At 65.6% G+C, this 14,674-nt stretch carries 22 protein-coding genes and 1 pseudogene; 13 read left to right on the forward strand and 10 right to left on the reverse strand.

The annotated features are described in order from the left end of the window. The 5 genes and pseudogenes from BV95_RS22925 to BV95_RS02645 all read left to right on the forward strand — a co-directional run. Positions 1 to 130 (forward strand): annotated as a pseudogene (locus BV95_RS22925) (phosphomannomutase); the annotation flags it as partial. Between the two features lie 287 nt (positions 131 to 417). Continuing rightward, positions 418 to 780, forward strand: a complete 363-nt coding sequence (gene tnpA / locus BV95_RS02630; RefSeq protein ID WP_234703086.1) for an IS66-like element accessory protein TnpA — start codon at positions 418 to 420, stop codon at positions 778 to 780. Beyond that, positions 777 to 1,130: an IS66 family insertion sequence element accessory protein TnpB gene (tnpB, locus tag BV95_RS02635; protein WP_037447084.1), complete on the forward strand. Its 354-nt coding sequence runs from the start codon at positions 777 to 779 to the stop codon at positions 1,128 to 1,130. Before tnpA (BV95_RS02630) ends, tnpB (BV95_RS02635) begins: the two co-directional genes overlap by 4 nt. A gap of 61 nt (positions 1,131 to 1,191) precedes the next feature. Continuing rightward, positions 1,192 to 2,736, forward strand: coding sequence for an IS66 family transposase (tnpC, locus tag BV95_RS02640; RefSeq protein ID WP_037447087.1), 1,545 nt, complete (start codon positions 1,192 to 1,194; stop codon positions 2,734 to 2,736). Then, positions 2,733 to 3,335 carry a plasmid pRiA4b ORF-3 family protein gene (locus BV95_RS02645; protein WP_037447092.1) on the forward strand — a complete coding sequence of 201 codons (603 nt, stop codon included), beginning with the start codon at positions 2,733 to 2,735 and terminating at the stop codon, positions 3,333 to 3,335. The genes tnpC (BV95_RS02640) and BV95_RS02645 overlap by 4 nt, the downstream gene beginning before the upstream one ends. Before the next feature lie 91 nt (positions 3,336 to 3,426). Here the strand turns inward: BV95_RS02645 and BV95_RS02650 are convergent, their stop codons facing one another. Genes BV95_RS02650 through BV95_RS02660 form a run of 3 tightly spaced genes read right to left on the reverse strand, consistent with a single transcriptional unit; the run spans position 3,427 to position 4,996 of the window. Further along, positions 3,427 to 3,924, reverse strand: coding sequence for a hypothetical protein (locus BV95_RS02650; RefSeq protein WP_037447094.1), 498 nt, complete (start codon positions 3,922 to 3,924; stop codon positions 3,427 to 3,429). Between the two features lie 34 nt (positions 3,925 to 3,958). After that, positions 3,959 to 4,594: a zinc metalloprotease gene (locus BV95_RS02655; RefSeq protein ID WP_037447097.1), complete on the reverse strand. Its 636-nt coding sequence runs from the start codon at positions 4,592 to 4,594 to the stop codon at positions 3,959 to 3,961. Between the two features lie 12 nt (positions 4,595 to 4,606). Next, positions 4,607 to 4,996 (reverse strand): hypothetical protein, encoded by a 390-nt coding sequence (locus BV95_RS02660; protein WP_156028539.1) that lies wholly within the window; start codon positions 4,994 to 4,996, stop codon positions 4,607 to 4,609. A gap of 17 nt (positions 4,997 to 5,013) precedes the next feature. On the opposite strand from BV95_RS02660, the gene BV95_RS02665 reads away from it, so the two are divergent. After that, a complete protein-coding gene (locus BV95_RS02665; RefSeq protein WP_037447101.1) occupies positions 5,014 to 5,274 on the forward strand; it encodes a hypothetical protein in 261 nt (86 codons plus the stop codon). A 51-nt stretch (positions 5,275 to 5,325) separates the two neighbouring features. On the opposite strand, the gene tnpC (BV95_RS02670) is transcribed toward BV95_RS02665, so the two are convergent. The 7 genes from tnpC (BV95_RS02670) to BV95_RS02700 all read right to left on the reverse strand — a co-directional run bounded on the left by tnpC (BV95_RS02670) (position 5,326) and on the right by BV95_RS02700 (position 9,527). Continuing rightward, complete coding sequence (gene tnpC, locus BV95_RS02670) at positions 5,326 to 6,885, reverse strand: IS66 family transposase (protein ID WP_037447103.1); 1,560 nt, start codon at positions 6,883 to 6,885, stop codon at positions 5,326 to 5,328. A 55-nt stretch (positions 6,886 to 6,940) separates the two neighbouring features. After that, positions 6,941 to 7,288, reverse strand: a complete 348-nt coding sequence (gene tnpB / locus BV95_RS02675; protein ID WP_025292355.1) for an IS66 family insertion sequence element accessory protein TnpB — start codon at positions 7,286 to 7,288, stop codon at positions 6,941 to 6,943. Then, a complete protein-coding gene (gene tnpA / locus BV95_RS02680) occupies positions 7,285 to 7,647 on the reverse strand; it encodes an IS66-like element accessory protein TnpA (RefSeq protein WP_037447109.1) in 363 nt (120 codons plus the stop codon). Before tnpA (BV95_RS02680) ends, tnpB (BV95_RS02675) begins: the two co-directional genes overlap by 4 nt. A gap of 119 nt (positions 7,648 to 7,766) precedes the next feature. Continuing rightward, positions 7,767 to 8,156: a hypothetical protein gene (locus BV95_RS02685; protein WP_037447113.1), complete on the reverse strand. Its 390-nt coding sequence runs from the start codon at positions 8,154 to 8,156 to the stop codon at positions 7,767 to 7,769. Further along, on the reverse strand, positions 8,134 to 8,460 hold the full coding sequence (locus tag BV95_RS24225) for a hypothetical protein (protein WP_051749592.1): 327 nt from the start codon (positions 8,458 to 8,460) through the stop codon (positions 8,134 to 8,136). The genes BV95_RS02685 and BV95_RS24225 overlap by 23 nt, the downstream gene beginning before the upstream one ends. 98 nt (positions 8,461 to 8,558) lie before the next feature. Then, a complete protein-coding gene (locus BV95_RS02695; protein WP_066782291.1) occupies positions 8,559 to 8,891 on the reverse strand; it encodes a helix-turn-helix domain-containing protein in 333 nt (110 codons plus the stop codon). Between the two features lie 138 nt (positions 8,892 to 9,029). Continuing rightward, the gene (locus BV95_RS02700; RefSeq protein ID WP_037447119.1) at positions 9,030 to 9,527 is read right to left on the reverse strand and encodes a hypothetical protein; all 498 of its coding nucleotides are present in this window, start codon (positions 9,525 to 9,527) and stop codon (positions 9,030 to 9,032) included. Between the two features lie 231 nt (positions 9,528 to 9,758). On the opposite strand from BV95_RS02700, the gene BV95_RS02705 reads away from it, so the two are divergent. The 7 genes from BV95_RS02705 to BV95_RS02735 are packed head-to-tail and all read left to right on the forward strand — an operon-like array spanning position 9,759 to position 14,669. Then, positions 9,759 to 10,013, forward strand: coding sequence for a hypothetical protein (locus BV95_RS02705; RefSeq protein WP_371262956.1), 255 nt, complete (start codon positions 9,759 to 9,761; stop codon positions 10,011 to 10,013). 40 nt (positions 10,014 to 10,053) lie between these two features. Next, positions 10,054 to 10,338, forward strand: coding sequence for a type IV conjugative transfer system protein TraL (gene traL / locus BV95_RS02710; RefSeq protein WP_007406330.1), 285 nt, complete (start codon positions 10,054 to 10,056; stop codon positions 10,336 to 10,338). Beyond that, positions 10,339 to 10,926, forward strand: coding sequence for a type IV conjugative transfer system protein TraE (locus BV95_RS02715; protein ID WP_007406332.1), 588 nt, complete (start codon positions 10,339 to 10,341; stop codon positions 10,924 to 10,926). It abuts the gene before it with no gap. Beyond that, complete coding sequence (locus BV95_RS02720; RefSeq protein ID WP_007406304.1) at positions 10,923 to 11,735, forward strand: type-F conjugative transfer system secretin TraK; 813 nt, start codon at positions 10,923 to 10,925, stop codon at positions 11,733 to 11,735. The genes BV95_RS02715 and BV95_RS02720 overlap by 4 nt, the downstream gene beginning before the upstream one ends. After that, the gene (locus BV95_RS02725) at positions 11,732 to 13,054 is read left to right on the forward strand and encodes a TraB/VirB10 family protein (RefSeq protein ID WP_007406327.1); all 1,323 of its coding nucleotides are present in this window, start codon (positions 11,732 to 11,734) and stop codon (positions 13,052 to 13,054) included. Before BV95_RS02720 ends, BV95_RS02725 begins: the two co-directional genes overlap by 4 nt. A 20-nt stretch (positions 13,055 to 13,074) precedes the next feature. Then, positions 13,075 to 13,887, forward strand: coding sequence for a DsbC family protein (locus BV95_RS02730; RefSeq protein WP_037447124.1), 813 nt, complete (start codon positions 13,075 to 13,077; stop codon positions 13,885 to 13,887). Beyond that, entirely contained in the window at positions 13,884 to 14,669 is a 786-nt protein-coding gene (locus BV95_RS02735) for a conjugal transfer protein (protein WP_037447127.1), read from the forward strand. Before BV95_RS02730 ends, BV95_RS02735 begins: the two co-directional genes overlap by 4 nt. Positions 14,670 to 14,674 lie beyond the last annotated feature (5 nt).

Raw genomic sequence — 14,674 nt, forward strand, 5'->3', positions numbered from 1 at the left:
CTCGGGCGGGGACTGGCCGCAGTTCGAAAAGCAGATCGCCTCGCGCCTTCCTGCCGGCGTCGCGCTCGACCGTCTCTGGTTGATGCCGACCACAGGCACGAAACTCTATCGGTTCATCAATGGCGCTTGGCTGAGAACGGCAGAGGAATATTCGGCCACGCTAGCTGTAGCTGCTCGCAATCGGATGGGCTCCTGCTCGCAAACGGATCACCTTTCTGCTCGGATTAGCTGACAGTAAGCGCGCGCGCCTGCTCACGCTTTTCGATAATGTGCTCGCGATCTCCGTAAGCGTGGTCAGCAGGCCGTCTTGCGGTAGCGCCGGTAGCAGGGATGCTTGTCGCCTTTGACGAGGGCGCGGCGGTGCGGGAAGTTTTGGGTTCTACGACCAGTCATACGAGCACTCGTATGACTGGTCGGATGGAGGTGGTTGGCCGGGTGTCAGGCCGGCGCCGATGGTCGGACACGGAGAAGCTGGAGATCCTGGCGGAGGCGTTCCGACCGGGGGGTCGGGTCTGCGATGTCATCGCGCATCGCGAGGTATCGAGCAGCCTGATCTACACGTGGCGCAAGCAGCTGCGCGAAGGCAAGTTGGCCGGGGCGATGCCGTCGCTGCCGGTATTTGCCGAGGTACAGGTGGCGGAACTGACGCCGCCAGCGCCACAGCCGGCGCCATATCCATCGGGGCTCATCCAGATCGAGTTGCCGGGCGGCGTGCGGGTGAGTGTCGACGCAGGCGTGGATGCAGATGTGCTTGCACGGGTTTTGTCGGTGCTGCGATGAGCCCGGTGCCAGTGCCGTTGCCGACGCGGGTGTTCCTGGCGTGCGGCGTGACCGACATGCGCAAGGGGTTCGATGGCTTGGCGGTGCTGGTGCAGCAGGTGCTGGCGCAGAACCCGCATTCGGGTGGCTTGTTCGCGTTCCGTGGCAAGCGGGGGCATCTGGTCAAGCTGCTGTGGTTCGACGGCCAGGGGCTTTGCCTGTTTTCCAAGAGGCTCGACCGTGGCCGTTTCGTCTGGCCAGTGACAGCGACCGGCACGGTGACGCTGACGCCAGCGCAATTGTCGATGCTGCTGGAAGGCATCGACTGGCGGCGCCCCGAGCGGACGTTCACGCCGACGCTGGCAGGGTAGGAACGGCGGTTTTGCGCCACTTTCTCTCGCTCGCCGACCTGCAATCTGCTATGGAAACGGAGTGTCGGAAGCGCCTGTTTCCCCTGCTGATGCGACCGCGCGGATCGCCGCGCTGGAGGCTTCGCTCGCCCGGGCCAATGCCGCGCTTGCCGCCCGCGACCTGCTCATCGATACGCTGCGCGGACAGATCGCGCGGCTGCGGCGAATGCAGTTCGGCGCGTCGTCCGAAAAGCTGGGGCGCGAGATTGAGCAACTCGAACTGGCGCTGGAGGAACTCGAGACCGAGCGCGATGCGCCTGGGCCTGAGATGGTTGACCCTGGCGTGGCGGTTCGGCCGGTGCCCGTCCGCAGTCTGCCCGGACATCTGCCGCGCGAGGAGGTCGTCCACGAGCCGGCGTCGGGTGCCTGCACCTGCCCGGACTGTGGCGGTGCGTTGCGCGCGCTCGGCTTGGACACACACGAGATGCTCGACATTGTGCCGGTGCGCTGGCGCGTCGTGCGCAACGTCCGCCCCAAATACAGTTGCCGGGTATGCGAGAAGATTGTCCAGGCACCCGCACCGGTGAGCGCTGTGGCCAGAGGCAAGGCGACCTTCGCGACGCTGGCGCACGTCGTCGTCTCCAAGTTCGACCACCATCTGCCGCTCTACCGCCAGGCCGAAATGATGGCAGCGCAAGGTATCGACATCGACCGCTCGACATTGGCGAGCTGGACCGGACAGGCCGCAGCACTTCTCGACCCCATCGTCAGCCGCATCCGCGACGAGGTGCTCAAGGCCGACAAGATCCATGCCGACGACACGCCGGTGCCGGTGCTCGACCCCGGCCGGGGCAAGACCGCGACTGGCCGGTTATGGGTGTACGCGGCCGACGACCAGGCATCCGGCAGCACGGCGCCGCGCGCGACCTGGTATCGCTTCACGCCAGACCGCACCGCCGCGCACCCGCTGTCTCATCTCGCCGGCTTCCGCAACTTCCTGCAGGCGGATGCCTATGCCGGTTATGACGGACTGTATCGGGGTGGCGTCACCGAGGTGGCATGCTGGGCACATTTCCGGCGCAAGGTCTTCGACCTGCACGAACGGTCGCCTACACCGCTGACCACCGATATCCTCGAGCGGATCGGCACGCTTTACGCTGTCGAGGCCGAGGTCCGTGGCCAACCACCCGACGTGCGATGGCGAGCCCGACAGGAGAAAAGTCGACCGCTGGTCGACGCCTTGCGCGAGGTGCTCGACGCCAGCTTGCGCCGCCTGTCGTCGAGGTCCGACATGGCAAGGGCCATCGCCTATGGCACGAAACGCTGGCTAGCGCTGTCGCGCTTCCTGGGTGATGGTCGCCTGGAGATCGACAACAATATCGCGGAGCGTGCGCTGCGCGGTGTCGCGGTCGGACGCCGCAACTGGCTGTTCGCCGGTTCGCGCGCAGGCGGCGAGCGGGCCGCGGCCATCTACACCATCATCCAGACGTGCAAGGCGAACGGCGTCGACCCACCGGCGTATATCGCCGATGTCATCGCCAAGGTGGCCGGTGACTGGCCAGCCAGCCGCTGGGACGAACTCATGCCGTGGAACTGGTCCCCCGAACCTGCCAGACTGGCGGCATGAGCGTCGAGACCATCGCCCGCCTGCATATCATCCTCAACGACATCGAACCCGCCATCTGGCGCCGGGTCGACGTGCCGGCCACCGCCAGCCTCAAGATGCTCCACGACATCGTCCAGGCTGCGATGGGTTGGGAGGACTATCATCTGTGGCATTTCGAGGCCGCCGATCGGCGCTACGGCATCCCCGACCCAATGTGGCCGGAGAGCGGCATGACCGCTGCAAAGAACGTGAAGCTCGCGACGCTCATCAACCGGGGCGTGCGGGAGTTCGTCTATACCTACGACATGGGCGACGACTGGCGGCACACCATCACCGTCGAGACGGTCGGCCCCGGCGAACCCGACGTCAAATATCCGTGCTTCGTCGACGGGGAACGGCGCTGCCCGCCCGAAGATGTCGGCGGCTTGCCCGGGTTCGAGATGTTCCTCGATGCCATGGCCGACCCCGGCCACGAAGAACACGACCGCTTACGTGAATGGTATGGCGGCCCCTACAACGCCGACGACATCGACGAACGCTTCACCCGCCGCGCCGTCGCCGCCATCGCCATCCGCCGCCACGCCGGCAAACTCGCCTACCAAAAGAGCCGCACTCAATAGCAAGGCGGTCTGCTGCCCACGCTTACCGATCTCCCGCGGCTGCTCGCAATCAGCGCGCCGCGCTCACGCTTAGCGCTACTGACGGGAATGGTCAGAATCTGATCCCCTCAACCAACCGAGCTGCGGCCTGGCAGTTCGCGGTGGTGGCGCACCAAGCCCTGACTTCAAGGCCCGGGCTCCGAACACGACGACGTTGCGCCTCCGCATCGAGAGGGACGATAGCGGCGTAGAGGAGATCGGGCTCTTTCTGTCCGGGGCTTGCTGGCCTGAACTTCCGGAGAGTCACCCCATCGATGTTGAGCGTCGAGGGCGCGGCCGCGGAAAGGGGCCGGCGAGCCAGGCCGTTCCCGAACGAAATCTCCACCCGATAACCGTCCCCCTCGACCATGCGGCCGTCCACGTCGCCCTCCAGCTTAGTGGTTCGCGCCTGTCCCACGTCGAACGTGCAGCAGCCGGCGATCAGCAGGCGGTCGCCGGCCACATTGCGGGGGTGGATCGAATACTCGGTTCCGACGGGGCCGGAGAGCTCGGTGGGCCGCGGCTCCTTCTCGGAGCCGCGGTCGCACCCTGCCAGGGCGATGAAGGCCAAAAGCCATCCCGCCCCGGTAGAGGCTTTGCCTCGGTCAGCCATAGAACCCGACCAGCAGCGCCCGCTCGTCAGAGCATAGGCTCCGCTTGATCTGCCCAGGGTTGAGATAGGTCGTCATCAAGCATGGCCCTGTCGAACCATCGGTGCGGTGGTCCATTCCTTTCACGTGACCCATCTCATGCGTCATCGCGGACTGCCAGTCGATATGCTGGCCGATGTTGCTCGGCGTGATCGACGAACCGCAGATCAAATCGGTCGATTGCGCCGTGTCGCCCGTGTCGTAGTAGATGCGGTCGGTATTGACGTACACGGTCGCGTCGATCGCCTGCGCAGGCGCTGGCCCGGAATAGCCGTAAATGATGGTCCGCATGATCGCCGACATGCTGGAGCCGTCCTGGATGTTGATGAAATCCGGGTCCTCGGTCGCCGAGTAGTAAGTCGACGTGTAGTTCTGCGTCGTTCCGGTGAGCTGGAACGAGCGCCCTGCGGCGTTGATCGTGTCGACCGCGGCCTTGGTGTTGGCGTCGCAGGCGGCCGGAAGCGCATAGTTGATCTTCACACCCCGCGACCCGTTCGGGAAGTAATAGGGTTGCGGGATCGGCCCGGCGAACGCCGGTGCGGCGTTGGCGAGGGCAAGCACGCAGGCGAGCAGCGCAGATTTCCTGATCATTTTTCCTACTCCTTACTTCGTGGCAGCGGTGAGGGCGTCGAGGGTGGTGGCGGTCGGATATCCGCCGGTCGGAACCAGCGACTGTCCGTTCACCAGAAAGACGGGCACGACCTCGACGACACAGCTGGGGCACCGCGCGCTTCCACCCTGAGGAGCAAGCTCCTTTTCGTAGCGCGAGCGCGACGCGAGCAGGGCAACCGGCGCACCGTTCGCCAACGGATCCTCGTCGCTTGCCGAGAGCCGCCGCCCATCGGGCAGCTTACCGCTCGTCCGCCGAAGCTTGAGCGTGTCGCCCACCTTGGCCTTGCCCCTCAGCACCTGGTCGACGACCACCGACACAGAGGACGACGCACCGTCGTCGAGCTGCTCGGCTTCGTCGGTTCCCGAGACATGACCGATCACCACCGCTCCAGATCGAGATGCATCTCACGCTCGCGTTCGAGCAGGGGTTCCGGCTCGACGCCAAGCCGGTCACTGCCGACATCGTCGAGCAGGTGCTCAGCCGCGCGATTGACGACCTCGAGCCCACGCTGACCCGCAACGGCTACGACGCGACCGCGATCGCGCAGCAGTTCAACGCCAAGCCGTCGGAAGTGCGCGCGTTCCTGGCGGGCTCGCTCGACCCGGATCGCGGCCGCGAGCTGACCGAGCAGCTCCGGCAGGCGGGCGTGCCGGTGTGAGATACCCCGTGTTGCTCGGGATCATGGTAAGCGTGGCGTGAGGACCGCAGTTTATGCGGCTTGGGCTGTTGGCTGATCTGTCTGGGGCACCCAGTTCCACGGCATCAGCTCGTCCCAGCGGGTGGCGGGCCAGTCGCCGGCGACCCTGGCGATGACATCGGCGATATAGGCCTGCGGGTCGACGCCGTTGGCCTTGCAGGTCTGGATGACGGTGTAGATGGCGGCGGCTCGCTCGCCGCCTGCGCGCGAACCCGCGAACAGCCAGTTGCGCCTTCCCACGGCGACGCCGCGCAGGGCCCGCTCCGCGATGTTGTTGTCGATCTCCAGACGCCCGTCACCCAGGAAGCGGCACAGCGCCGGCCAGCGTTTGGTGCCATAGGCGATGGCTTTGGCCATGTCGGACTTGGGCGACAGGCGGCGAAGGGCAGCGTCGAGCACCTCGCGCAAGGCGTCGACCAGCGACTGGCTTCGTTCCTGTCGCGCTCGACGGCGTACATCCGGCGGCTGACCACGCACCTCCGCCTCGACGGCATAGAGCGCGCCGATGCGCTCTAGGATATCGGTGGTCAGCGGCGTGGAGAGGCGCTCGTGCAGGTCGAACACCTTGCGCCGGAAGTGTGCCCAGCATGCCACCTCTGTGACGCCACCGCGGTACAGGGCGTCATAGCCCGCATAGGCATCGGCCTGGAGAAAGCCGCGAAAGCCGGCGAGATGCGCCTGCGGGTGCGCCGCGGTGCGGTCGGGCGTGAAGCGATACCATGTTGCGGGCGGTGTCGTGCTGCCGGACGCCTGGTCGTCGGCGGCGTACACCCACAGCCGCCCGGTCGCGGTCTTGCCACGGCCGGGTTCGAGCACCGGCACCGGCGTGTCGTCGGCGTGGATCTTGTCGGCCTTGAGCACCTCGTCACGGATACGGCTGACCACCGGGTCGAGCAGTGCTGCAGCTTGCCCGGCCCAGCCCGCGAGCGTCGAGCGGTCGATCTCGAGCCCCTGCGCGGCCATCATCTCGGCCTGGCGGTACAACGGCAGATGGTGGTCGAACTTGGAGACGACGACGTGCGCCAGCGTCGCGAAGGTCGCCTTGCCCCGCGCCACAGCGCTGACCGGCGCGGGTGCCTGGACGATCTTCTCGCAAGACCCGCAGCTGTATTTGGGGCGGACGTTGCGCACGACCCGCCAGCGCACCGGCACGATGTCGAGCATCTCGTGCGCGTCCACGCCCAGCCGGCGCAGCGCACCACCGCAGTCCGGGCAGGTGCAGATACCGGACGCCGGCTCGTGGACGACCTCCTCGCGCGGCAGATGCTCCGGCAGACTGCGGACCGGTGCCAGGCGCGGCGCTACTCCAGGCACCGCAGTCTCGACTTCCGAAACATCCCGCTCCGTTTCCAGCTCTTCCAGCGCCAGCTCGAGCTGTTCGATCTCGCGGCCCAACTTCTCGGAGGAGGCACCGAACTGCATCCGCCGCAGTCGAGCGATCTGCCCGCGCAACGTGTCGATGAGCAGATCGCGGGCGGCGAGCGCGGCATTCGCCCGGGCGAGCGATGCCTCCAGTGCGGCGATCCGCGCGGTGGCATCAGCAGGGGAAACAGGCGCTTCCAGCACCCGCATTTCATAACAGATCACGCATCGACGGGCGAGAAAAAGCGTCGCAAAACCGCCGTTTTCACCCCGCCAGCGTCGGCGTGAACGTCCGCTCTGGGCGACGCCAGTCGATGCCCTCCAGCAGCATCGACAATTGTGCCGGCGTCAGCGTCACCGTGCCCGTCGCGGTCACCGGCCAGACGAACCGACCCCGGTCGAGCCGCTTGGAGAACAGGCACAGGCCTTGCCCATCGAACCACAGCAGCTTGACCAGATGACCCCGCTTGCCCCGGAACGCGAACAACGCGCCCGAGTGCGGGTTCTGGGCCAGCACCTGCTGCACCAGTACCGCCAGGCCATCGAACCCTTTGCGCATGTCGGTGACGCCACACGCCAGGAACACCCGCGTCGGCAACGGCGTGGGGCTCAACGCAGCACCGACAACACTCGCGCCAGCGCGCCGGCGTCCACCGACCCGTCCACGCTCACTCGGACGCCACCCGGAAATTCGATGCAGATGAGGCCAGACGTGGATGTCGCCGGCTGCGGCGCAGGTGCGGCGACATCGGCCACGCGCACCTCGGCGAATGCCGGCAGCGCAGGCGCGACCCCGCCCAGCTTGCCCAGCCGCGCCTGCTTGCGCCACGTATAGATCAGGCTGCTCGACACCTCGCGCCGGGCGATGACATCACGGACCCGCACGCCCGGCCGGAACGCCTCGGCCAGGATCTCCAGCTTCTCCGCGTCCGACCAGCTCCGTCGGCCCGATAGCCGGCCGACCACCTCCACACGACCAGTCGTACGAGCGCTCGTACGACCAGTCTCAGAACCGAAAACTTCCCGCACCGCCCGCGCCCTCGTCAAAGACGATAAGCATCCCGGCTACGGCCAAACGGGCAAGGCGGCCCTCAGGCCACGCTTACCATGCGCGCGACCGCGCTATGGATGCTTCCGTCGGCGGAGACCAGCTCGGCCGCGGTCAGCGTCAGGGTCTTCACGAAGGCATTTGCCTCCTGGGCAGTTGCACCGATGATGTGCATGACCTCTGTTGAGAGCTCGCCGATCGTCGTCGCGGTGCCATGGAGATCCGCTGGTGCCGAAATCGCTCGCACGTCTTCCTGTCGGAGGCGATAACCGCCGTCGATCAGATTGGCGACGGCCATGAAATGGGCCTCGTCAGCACCTTCGAAATAGGTGTGAGCGAAGCCGTAATTCTCGGGGCTGTGCGGCAGTCGATGCTCGTCGAGAAAATCGACAATGGCATGACCCGACTCGTCAGCTGGTGGCCTTTGCCGCATGTCCGTGGTCCGCTGTCTCGTGGTTTGAAGCCTCGGGTTCGGCCAGCGATGGTGGCGAACGGAAGCCCTCTGGCCCTAGAAATTCGTATTTGAGATATCGATCGGAGTCGATGCGCTCGAAAACCGCGTTGATGACAGCTTCCCTGGAGCCGAGGCCCAGACGATCCTGAAGTCGCTCTGCGATCGCTAATGCTACGGGCGACAGCGCCACGGTCGACCGCCGGTACCCCGCATTGTCTTCCCGCTCCTTTTTCAGGCGCATGGACCGCGTGCTTTTTTTGATCTCGGATGGGTCGCTGGGCATAAGCAAGCGTCATTCTGCCACTCGGACCCTTAGCGCAAGGTGATGTGACGGTAAGACGGGGCGGTACATTTCGAGACTGGTAGTGTCGACGACCGACTTCAGCCGGTCAGCCCAGTTCGACCGATGCCGCGTTCGGAGCCAGTCACTATCTCGGGGATGTCGGGATCGGAAAGGATTGCCGAGAAATACTCGAGGCTTTCGGTAACTGCGGTCGCGAACCTCGGGCTGTAGTACACCATCGGCTCGTGAAGGATGTCGACGGCGATATAGGCGCGGACAGGGTCGATCTGCAGGATATCAACAAACTGGTCGATCAGTCGCCCTGTGAAGGGCGTTTGGCCGGCTCGGATTTTGTTGACGAGGCTAAGGCTCTTGCCGAGGCGGCGAGCCATTTCGGCATTTGTCACTTTCTTCAGACGCCACTCAGCCATGAACAACGCGTGAAGACGTTGTTGCCGATCTTCGCAGACTGAAGCCTTTGTAGACTGGTGGTACATACTGCGACCCCCGTTAGGGGTCTAATACGCATCTATCCGTTCACGTTGTCAACCACCGCCACGCAGCGCGATTCATGACCTCTCCGTAAATGTTCCATGAAATGCGGCGAGTAGCCCGATAATGAAGGTGAGCCGAATTGGCGCAAGCGATCCGGATGCGTCGCCAGCATGGGCACGCGCGCGCTGAAACAGGTCATTCTGGTGCATCTGAATGCGTAACGTGACCCGAATCGGACCGGGGATGTCGGCATCTCGCGCCTCGTGAACAAAGGGGGCAGGATCACGGCAAACGACGAAATTCTCCAACCCCTTCATAGAGGTAGCGGAAACAGTCTCAAATCCGCATGTGGCCAATGAATGAATGCGCATCGCATCCACGGCGAGGCGGAACAGCGAGTGATCCACTTTGAAGGTATAAAGCGCCTGGGGCATATCGGACCGTACGACAAAGCGGCGGGTGTCGCCATCGGCCGCATAAAGCCGACCAGATGCGGTACGATGCGTAACCGGATCTCCTCCGGCAAGGCGCATCAACAAATAGTGTAATTCTTTTACACTGATCCAAGTCATACCGCCTTAGAATCCGCAGTAGGCGGGGCGTTGTTCCGGGCGACCAAGATGTACTTGGCGCGAGACAAATAGTGTAATTTTTTTCCATCTTGCGGGAGTCAGTTTCTTCCTCCCTTTTAAGGGTGACGCAGCAATCCGCTTCGTCTTTCAAGGGGAAAGAGCATGTCTGCACTTTCAATGCCGAAGGGTGGCCAGATCAATGGCGTCCTTCTCGGCCTGGCGATCATCGCGATGGTGATGGTCCTGGGCGCGTCGGCGGCGTTCGCCGGCGCCGATACGACGTTCAATACCGCGCTGACGAAGTTCACGGACTTCCTCGAGGGCTCGGGCGGCAAGATCATCACCGTCATGAGCCTGGCCGGCGGCATCGTCGCGCTGGCGTCGGGCCGCTTCAGCCTCGGCCAGGTGGCCGTTCCCGTCGCCGTCGGTGTCGGCGCGGGCACGGGTATCCCGATCGTCACCTCGACCGTCACCGCGACGATCTGAGGCGTCGGCTGGATCAACCGCTGGGAGGGCGGCTTAGCTTATGGACCGGTACACCATCCCTTCGCATCTCGACGACCCGGAGCTGATCGGCTTCTGGACGCTGGACGAGTTCCTCGCGATGGCGATCCCCTTCATCTGGGGGATCCTGTCGCAGCACGTCGTGATCGGATTGATGGTCTCGTTGCTCGGATGGTGGGGATTTCGGAAACTCAAAGCCGGCAAGGCCACGTCGTGGATTCTCCACATGGCCTACTGGCACCTGCCGTCGAGTTTTACCGGGCTGAAGGCGACGCCGCCCTCCCACCTTCGCGTGATGGTGGGCTAAATGGATTATTCTGTCGGTCTCGCGCAGTCGCAGCGCGTCCTCAAGCAGCGCAACATGCTCGGCATCGTCGCGCTGGTCCTCGCGGGCCTCGTGGTGCTGCTGTTCCTGGTCGGCGCGACCCGTGACCGGGAGATCGTCCTGCAGCCGATCGTCCGCTCCCCGTTGACGCTCTCGTCGAGCGGGGTCAGCGAGCAGTATCTGGAGATGGTCACGCGCGACACCGCGCTGATGACGCTCAACCGCTCGCCCGAAAATCTCGAATACTGGATGGACTCGATCCTGGCGATCGCCACGCCGGAAGCACATGGTTCGCTCAAGCGCGACCTGATGAAGATCCTCAACGAGCAGCGCGGATCGAGCATCAGCCAGTATTTCACGCTCGCCGGCATGAAGGTCGATCCCGAGAAACTGACCTCGGAAGTGACCGGCACGCTGCACACCGTCGTCGGCTCGAAGTCGGTCACCGCCGAGCCGAAGACCTTCCGCTTCTATTGGGCGTATCGCGGCCTGACCCTCCAGCTCAAGGGCTTCGGGATGGTCACCAAGGCCGACAAGGACGCCGCGGCAACCATCGGAGACGACGCATGACCGCCTGGGTCGCAGTCGGGCTGATCGGGGGCGGGACCGCCTTCGCATCGCGCCTGTGTTCGCTATCGCGCCTGATCGGGGCGGGGATGATCGTGGCGGGCGGCGTGGTCCTCGCCGCGCCGGCCTTCGCCGACGAGCATGTGCTGGCAAAGGACAACAGCGAGGTCGCCTGCACGATGTCGAAGTCGGGGCTGACCCGCGTCAGCCTCAAGGACGATCGCTTCGCCAGCGTCTCGAAGCTGACCACCGGGGTCGATACCGACGATTTCACCGTGGTCAATGAACCGACCCGGGGCGACATCTATGTGTCGGTCCCGGAAGCCTATTCGCGGCCGAACGTGTCGTTCTTCGGCACGACGTCGAAGGGTTATGTGTACAAATTCTCGTGCCGGCTCGCCGGCGACGACGCGCAGCAGGTGTTCGTCGAGAACAAGGATATCGGTGGCGCCGCGGAAACGCAGGTCGCGGCCGTCGCGGCATCGCCGCAGGAGGCGTCCGCCACGCTGGTCCAGGCGATGTTCCAGTCCGCGCCGCTCGAAGGGTTCGAGGTCAGGCCCGCGGTCACCGACCCGGTGATGATTGGCTCGCTCAAGGTCCAGATGGTCGCCGAGTATCGCGGCGCCAGCCTCGCAGGCCGCACGCTCAGGATCGAGAACCGGGGCAAGGTTCCGGTCGCGCTGGGCGAGGGAACGATCGCACCGTCGAACGCGATCGCGGTCTCGGTCGCCAACCCCAACCTCAAGCCCGGTGAAGCCACCACCGCCTATATCGTCACGCCTTCGGGCCTCGCCAACGGAGTGCGGCCATGAGCCTCAAGGACATCTTCCAGCGTAACCGTGCCAAGCAGCTCGATACCGAGCCGGAGGAGGGCGGGGACAGCGAGCTGATGGCCGGCAACGATGCCGTCCGCAAGAAGCAGCTGCTCTACCTCGGCTGTGGTGGCGCCGTCGCGCTGGTGCTGGGCTCCTGGTACGTCATGGGCGACGATGCCAAGCTGAAGCCGGTCGGCACCGACGGGAAGGAGGTGAAGATCACCACCGACGACATGGTCAACCGGAACATGTCGCAGCGTGAATGGCAGGCCGCATCCGAAGCGCAGATGCAGTCGATCAACAATCAGCTGAAGGGCGTCGACGGCCAGCGCGCGCAGATGGAGCAGTTGCAGGCGCAGATCGCCGCGCTCCAGGGCGAGAAGCAGTCGATGGCGAGCGATGGCCAGCGGGTCATGAGCGCCTATCAGCAGGAGAACGACCAGCTTCGCCAGCAGATCGCGCAGCGTAACGCCGCGCCGGCCGCGCCGGCTCCGACGCAGATGTATGGCCCCGGCCAGCCCAATTACCGCACTCCCGGCGCGCCGATGACGGCGGGCGAGGCGGCAGCGGCTGCGGTGTCGCAGTCGCGCTCGATCAAGCTGGTGTCGTTCGAGGGCGGCCCCTCGGGCACCGCGACTCGGATCTCGGGTGGCACGACCAGCTACACCGACAGCCCCAATTACCTGCCGCCCAACTCGATCGCGAAGGCGAAGGTCATCGTCGGCGTCGACGCCTCGGCGGGGGTGCAGTCGCAGACCGATCCGCTGCCGGTGATCCTGCGCATCACCGGCCCGGCGCGCTCGGTCTACCAGAACGGCAAGCTGCTCACGACGCGGATCGAAGGCTGCGTCATCAACGGCGCGGCGCGCGGCGATCTCTCTTCCGAGAAGGTCTATGTGAAGCTGCAGCGGATGACCTGTCCGCAGGCCAATGGCCGGTTCGCGGTGTCGGACGTGAAGGGCTTCATCAGCTTCGCCGGCAAGACCGGCGTGCGCGGCCGTGTCGTCAGTCGCGAGGGCTCCTTGGCGATGCAAGCTTTCTTTGCCGGGCTTGTAGGTGGTGCAGGCAATGCGCTGAACACTGCCTTCAACCAGCCACTCGCAACCTTCGAGACAGACGGCAAAGGAGGGATCAATCGCACCCCGAGCATCGGCAACGTCGGTTTGCGCGCTTTGGGCGGCGGCGCCGACGAGAGCGGTCGAACAGTTTCCAAATACCTGATCGAGCGCGCCGAACAGTACCAGCCCATCATCGAGATGCCGACCGGCATCGATGTCGAGATCGTCTTCCTCGAAGGCGTCTTCATCCAGAACTGAGCCCGGAAGGAGGCGGTCACATGGCAAATACTATCATGATCGGCGCGATGGCGGGGGCGGCGATGCTGCTGACCGGCTCGGCCGAAGCGCCGATCGGCGCGCAGGTCCAGGTCGCGCTGCAGAAGCGGCTTCCCAAGACCAAGGTCGATGCGATCGACTGCTCCAAGGTCGACGGGCTGTGCGAGGTCGTGGCGGGTGCGAACTTGTTCTACGTCGACAAGTCGGCGCGCTATCTCGTCATCGGCCGCGTCTATGACATGGAGACGCGGCAGGATCTGACCGCCGCCAAGCTGCTCGCGCTCAATCCCGATATGCTGGTGGGCGGCGCGGCGAAGGCCAATGCCACGCCCGATGCGCCCGAGGCCGGCGCGGCGCGGGCGGGTGCGCGAGTCACGACCCAGCCCGCCGTCGCCCGCACGCTCGATGTGACGCGGCTGTCGAGCAAGGGTGCGATCGCGTGGGGTTCGGGCACGCAGACGGTCACCGTCTTCTCCGATTTCCACTGCGGCTACTGCCGCGCGCTCAGTCAGGCGCTCGAGACGATGAACGTGCGCGTCATCGAGCGCCCGATCTCGGTGCTGGGAAGCCGCGAGATCGCCGACCAGGTGCTGTGCGCCCGCGATCGTCATGCGGCGGTCCGCGCGGCCTATGCGCAGAACCCGGTCCCGGCAGGCGCGAAGTGCGACACCAGCGGTCTCGATGAGAACGAGGCGTTCGCCAAGGCGCACGGCATCAACGGGACGCCCGTCATCGTCCGCTCCGACGGGGCGGTGATCGAGGGCTTCAAGCCCAAGGCCCAGCTCGTCGAATGGTTGAAGGGAGCCAAGTCGTGACCCGATCCGTGATCCGCCTGCCGGCCTGCCCGGTTTCCGACTATCGCCCGCACGCCCGCGCCAAGCGTATCGCCGCGCTGGCGATGACCGCGAGCCTGGGACTGCTCGCCAGCTGTACGACGCTGGGCACCAACATCTCGGGCAAGTTCGCGTGCGGCGCGCCCGAGGGTGGCAGCTGCTCGCCGGCGACCGTCATCGATGACAAGGCGCTGGCCGAGATCACTGGCGACAGTGGCTATCATCCCGCAGGACCGTACCAGGCACCCGCGCGCAACAGCGGTGGTACGCAGCGGATCGCCTATGCCTCGACGCCGGTGCCGGCGCAGGCGGCGGGGGTCGGGCCGCAGAAGGTCTTGCGGATCGTGTTCCCCTCGCATGTCGACGCGGCGGGGCGGTTCCACGAGACCGCGGTGGTGCAGGCGGTGGTCGACAACGGCCAGTGGCTCGCGGCGACCGATGGCCACGGCTCCGCGCTCGCCGCGACGCAGACGCTCAACGTCAGCCCCGAGATCCTCTCGCAGCTCGGCGCGCCGATCGCCGCGCTTCCCCCGGTGCCCGCCGAGGTCGCCCAGGTCGCCGCCCCGGCAGCGGCCGCAGGTGCGGCGAGCGCGGTCGGCGCACCGAGCGCGGCGGCGGTCGCGGCCGCGCGGGCCAAGGCGCGCGAGGCGGCTGCTGGCAAGGGTGTGCCGATCGCCGCGACGCAAAAGCCGGCGTCGCCCGAACTCGCGTCGAGCACGCCGGGCAACCGTCCCGCGACCTACTCGCCGCGTGTGGAGGACTGATCGTC

The organism is Sphingobium chlorophenolicum (assembly GCF_000722875.1).
Taxonomy (GTDB): Bacteria; Pseudomonadota; Alphaproteobacteria; order Sphingomonadales; family Sphingomonadaceae; genus Sphingobium; species Sphingobium chlorophenolicum.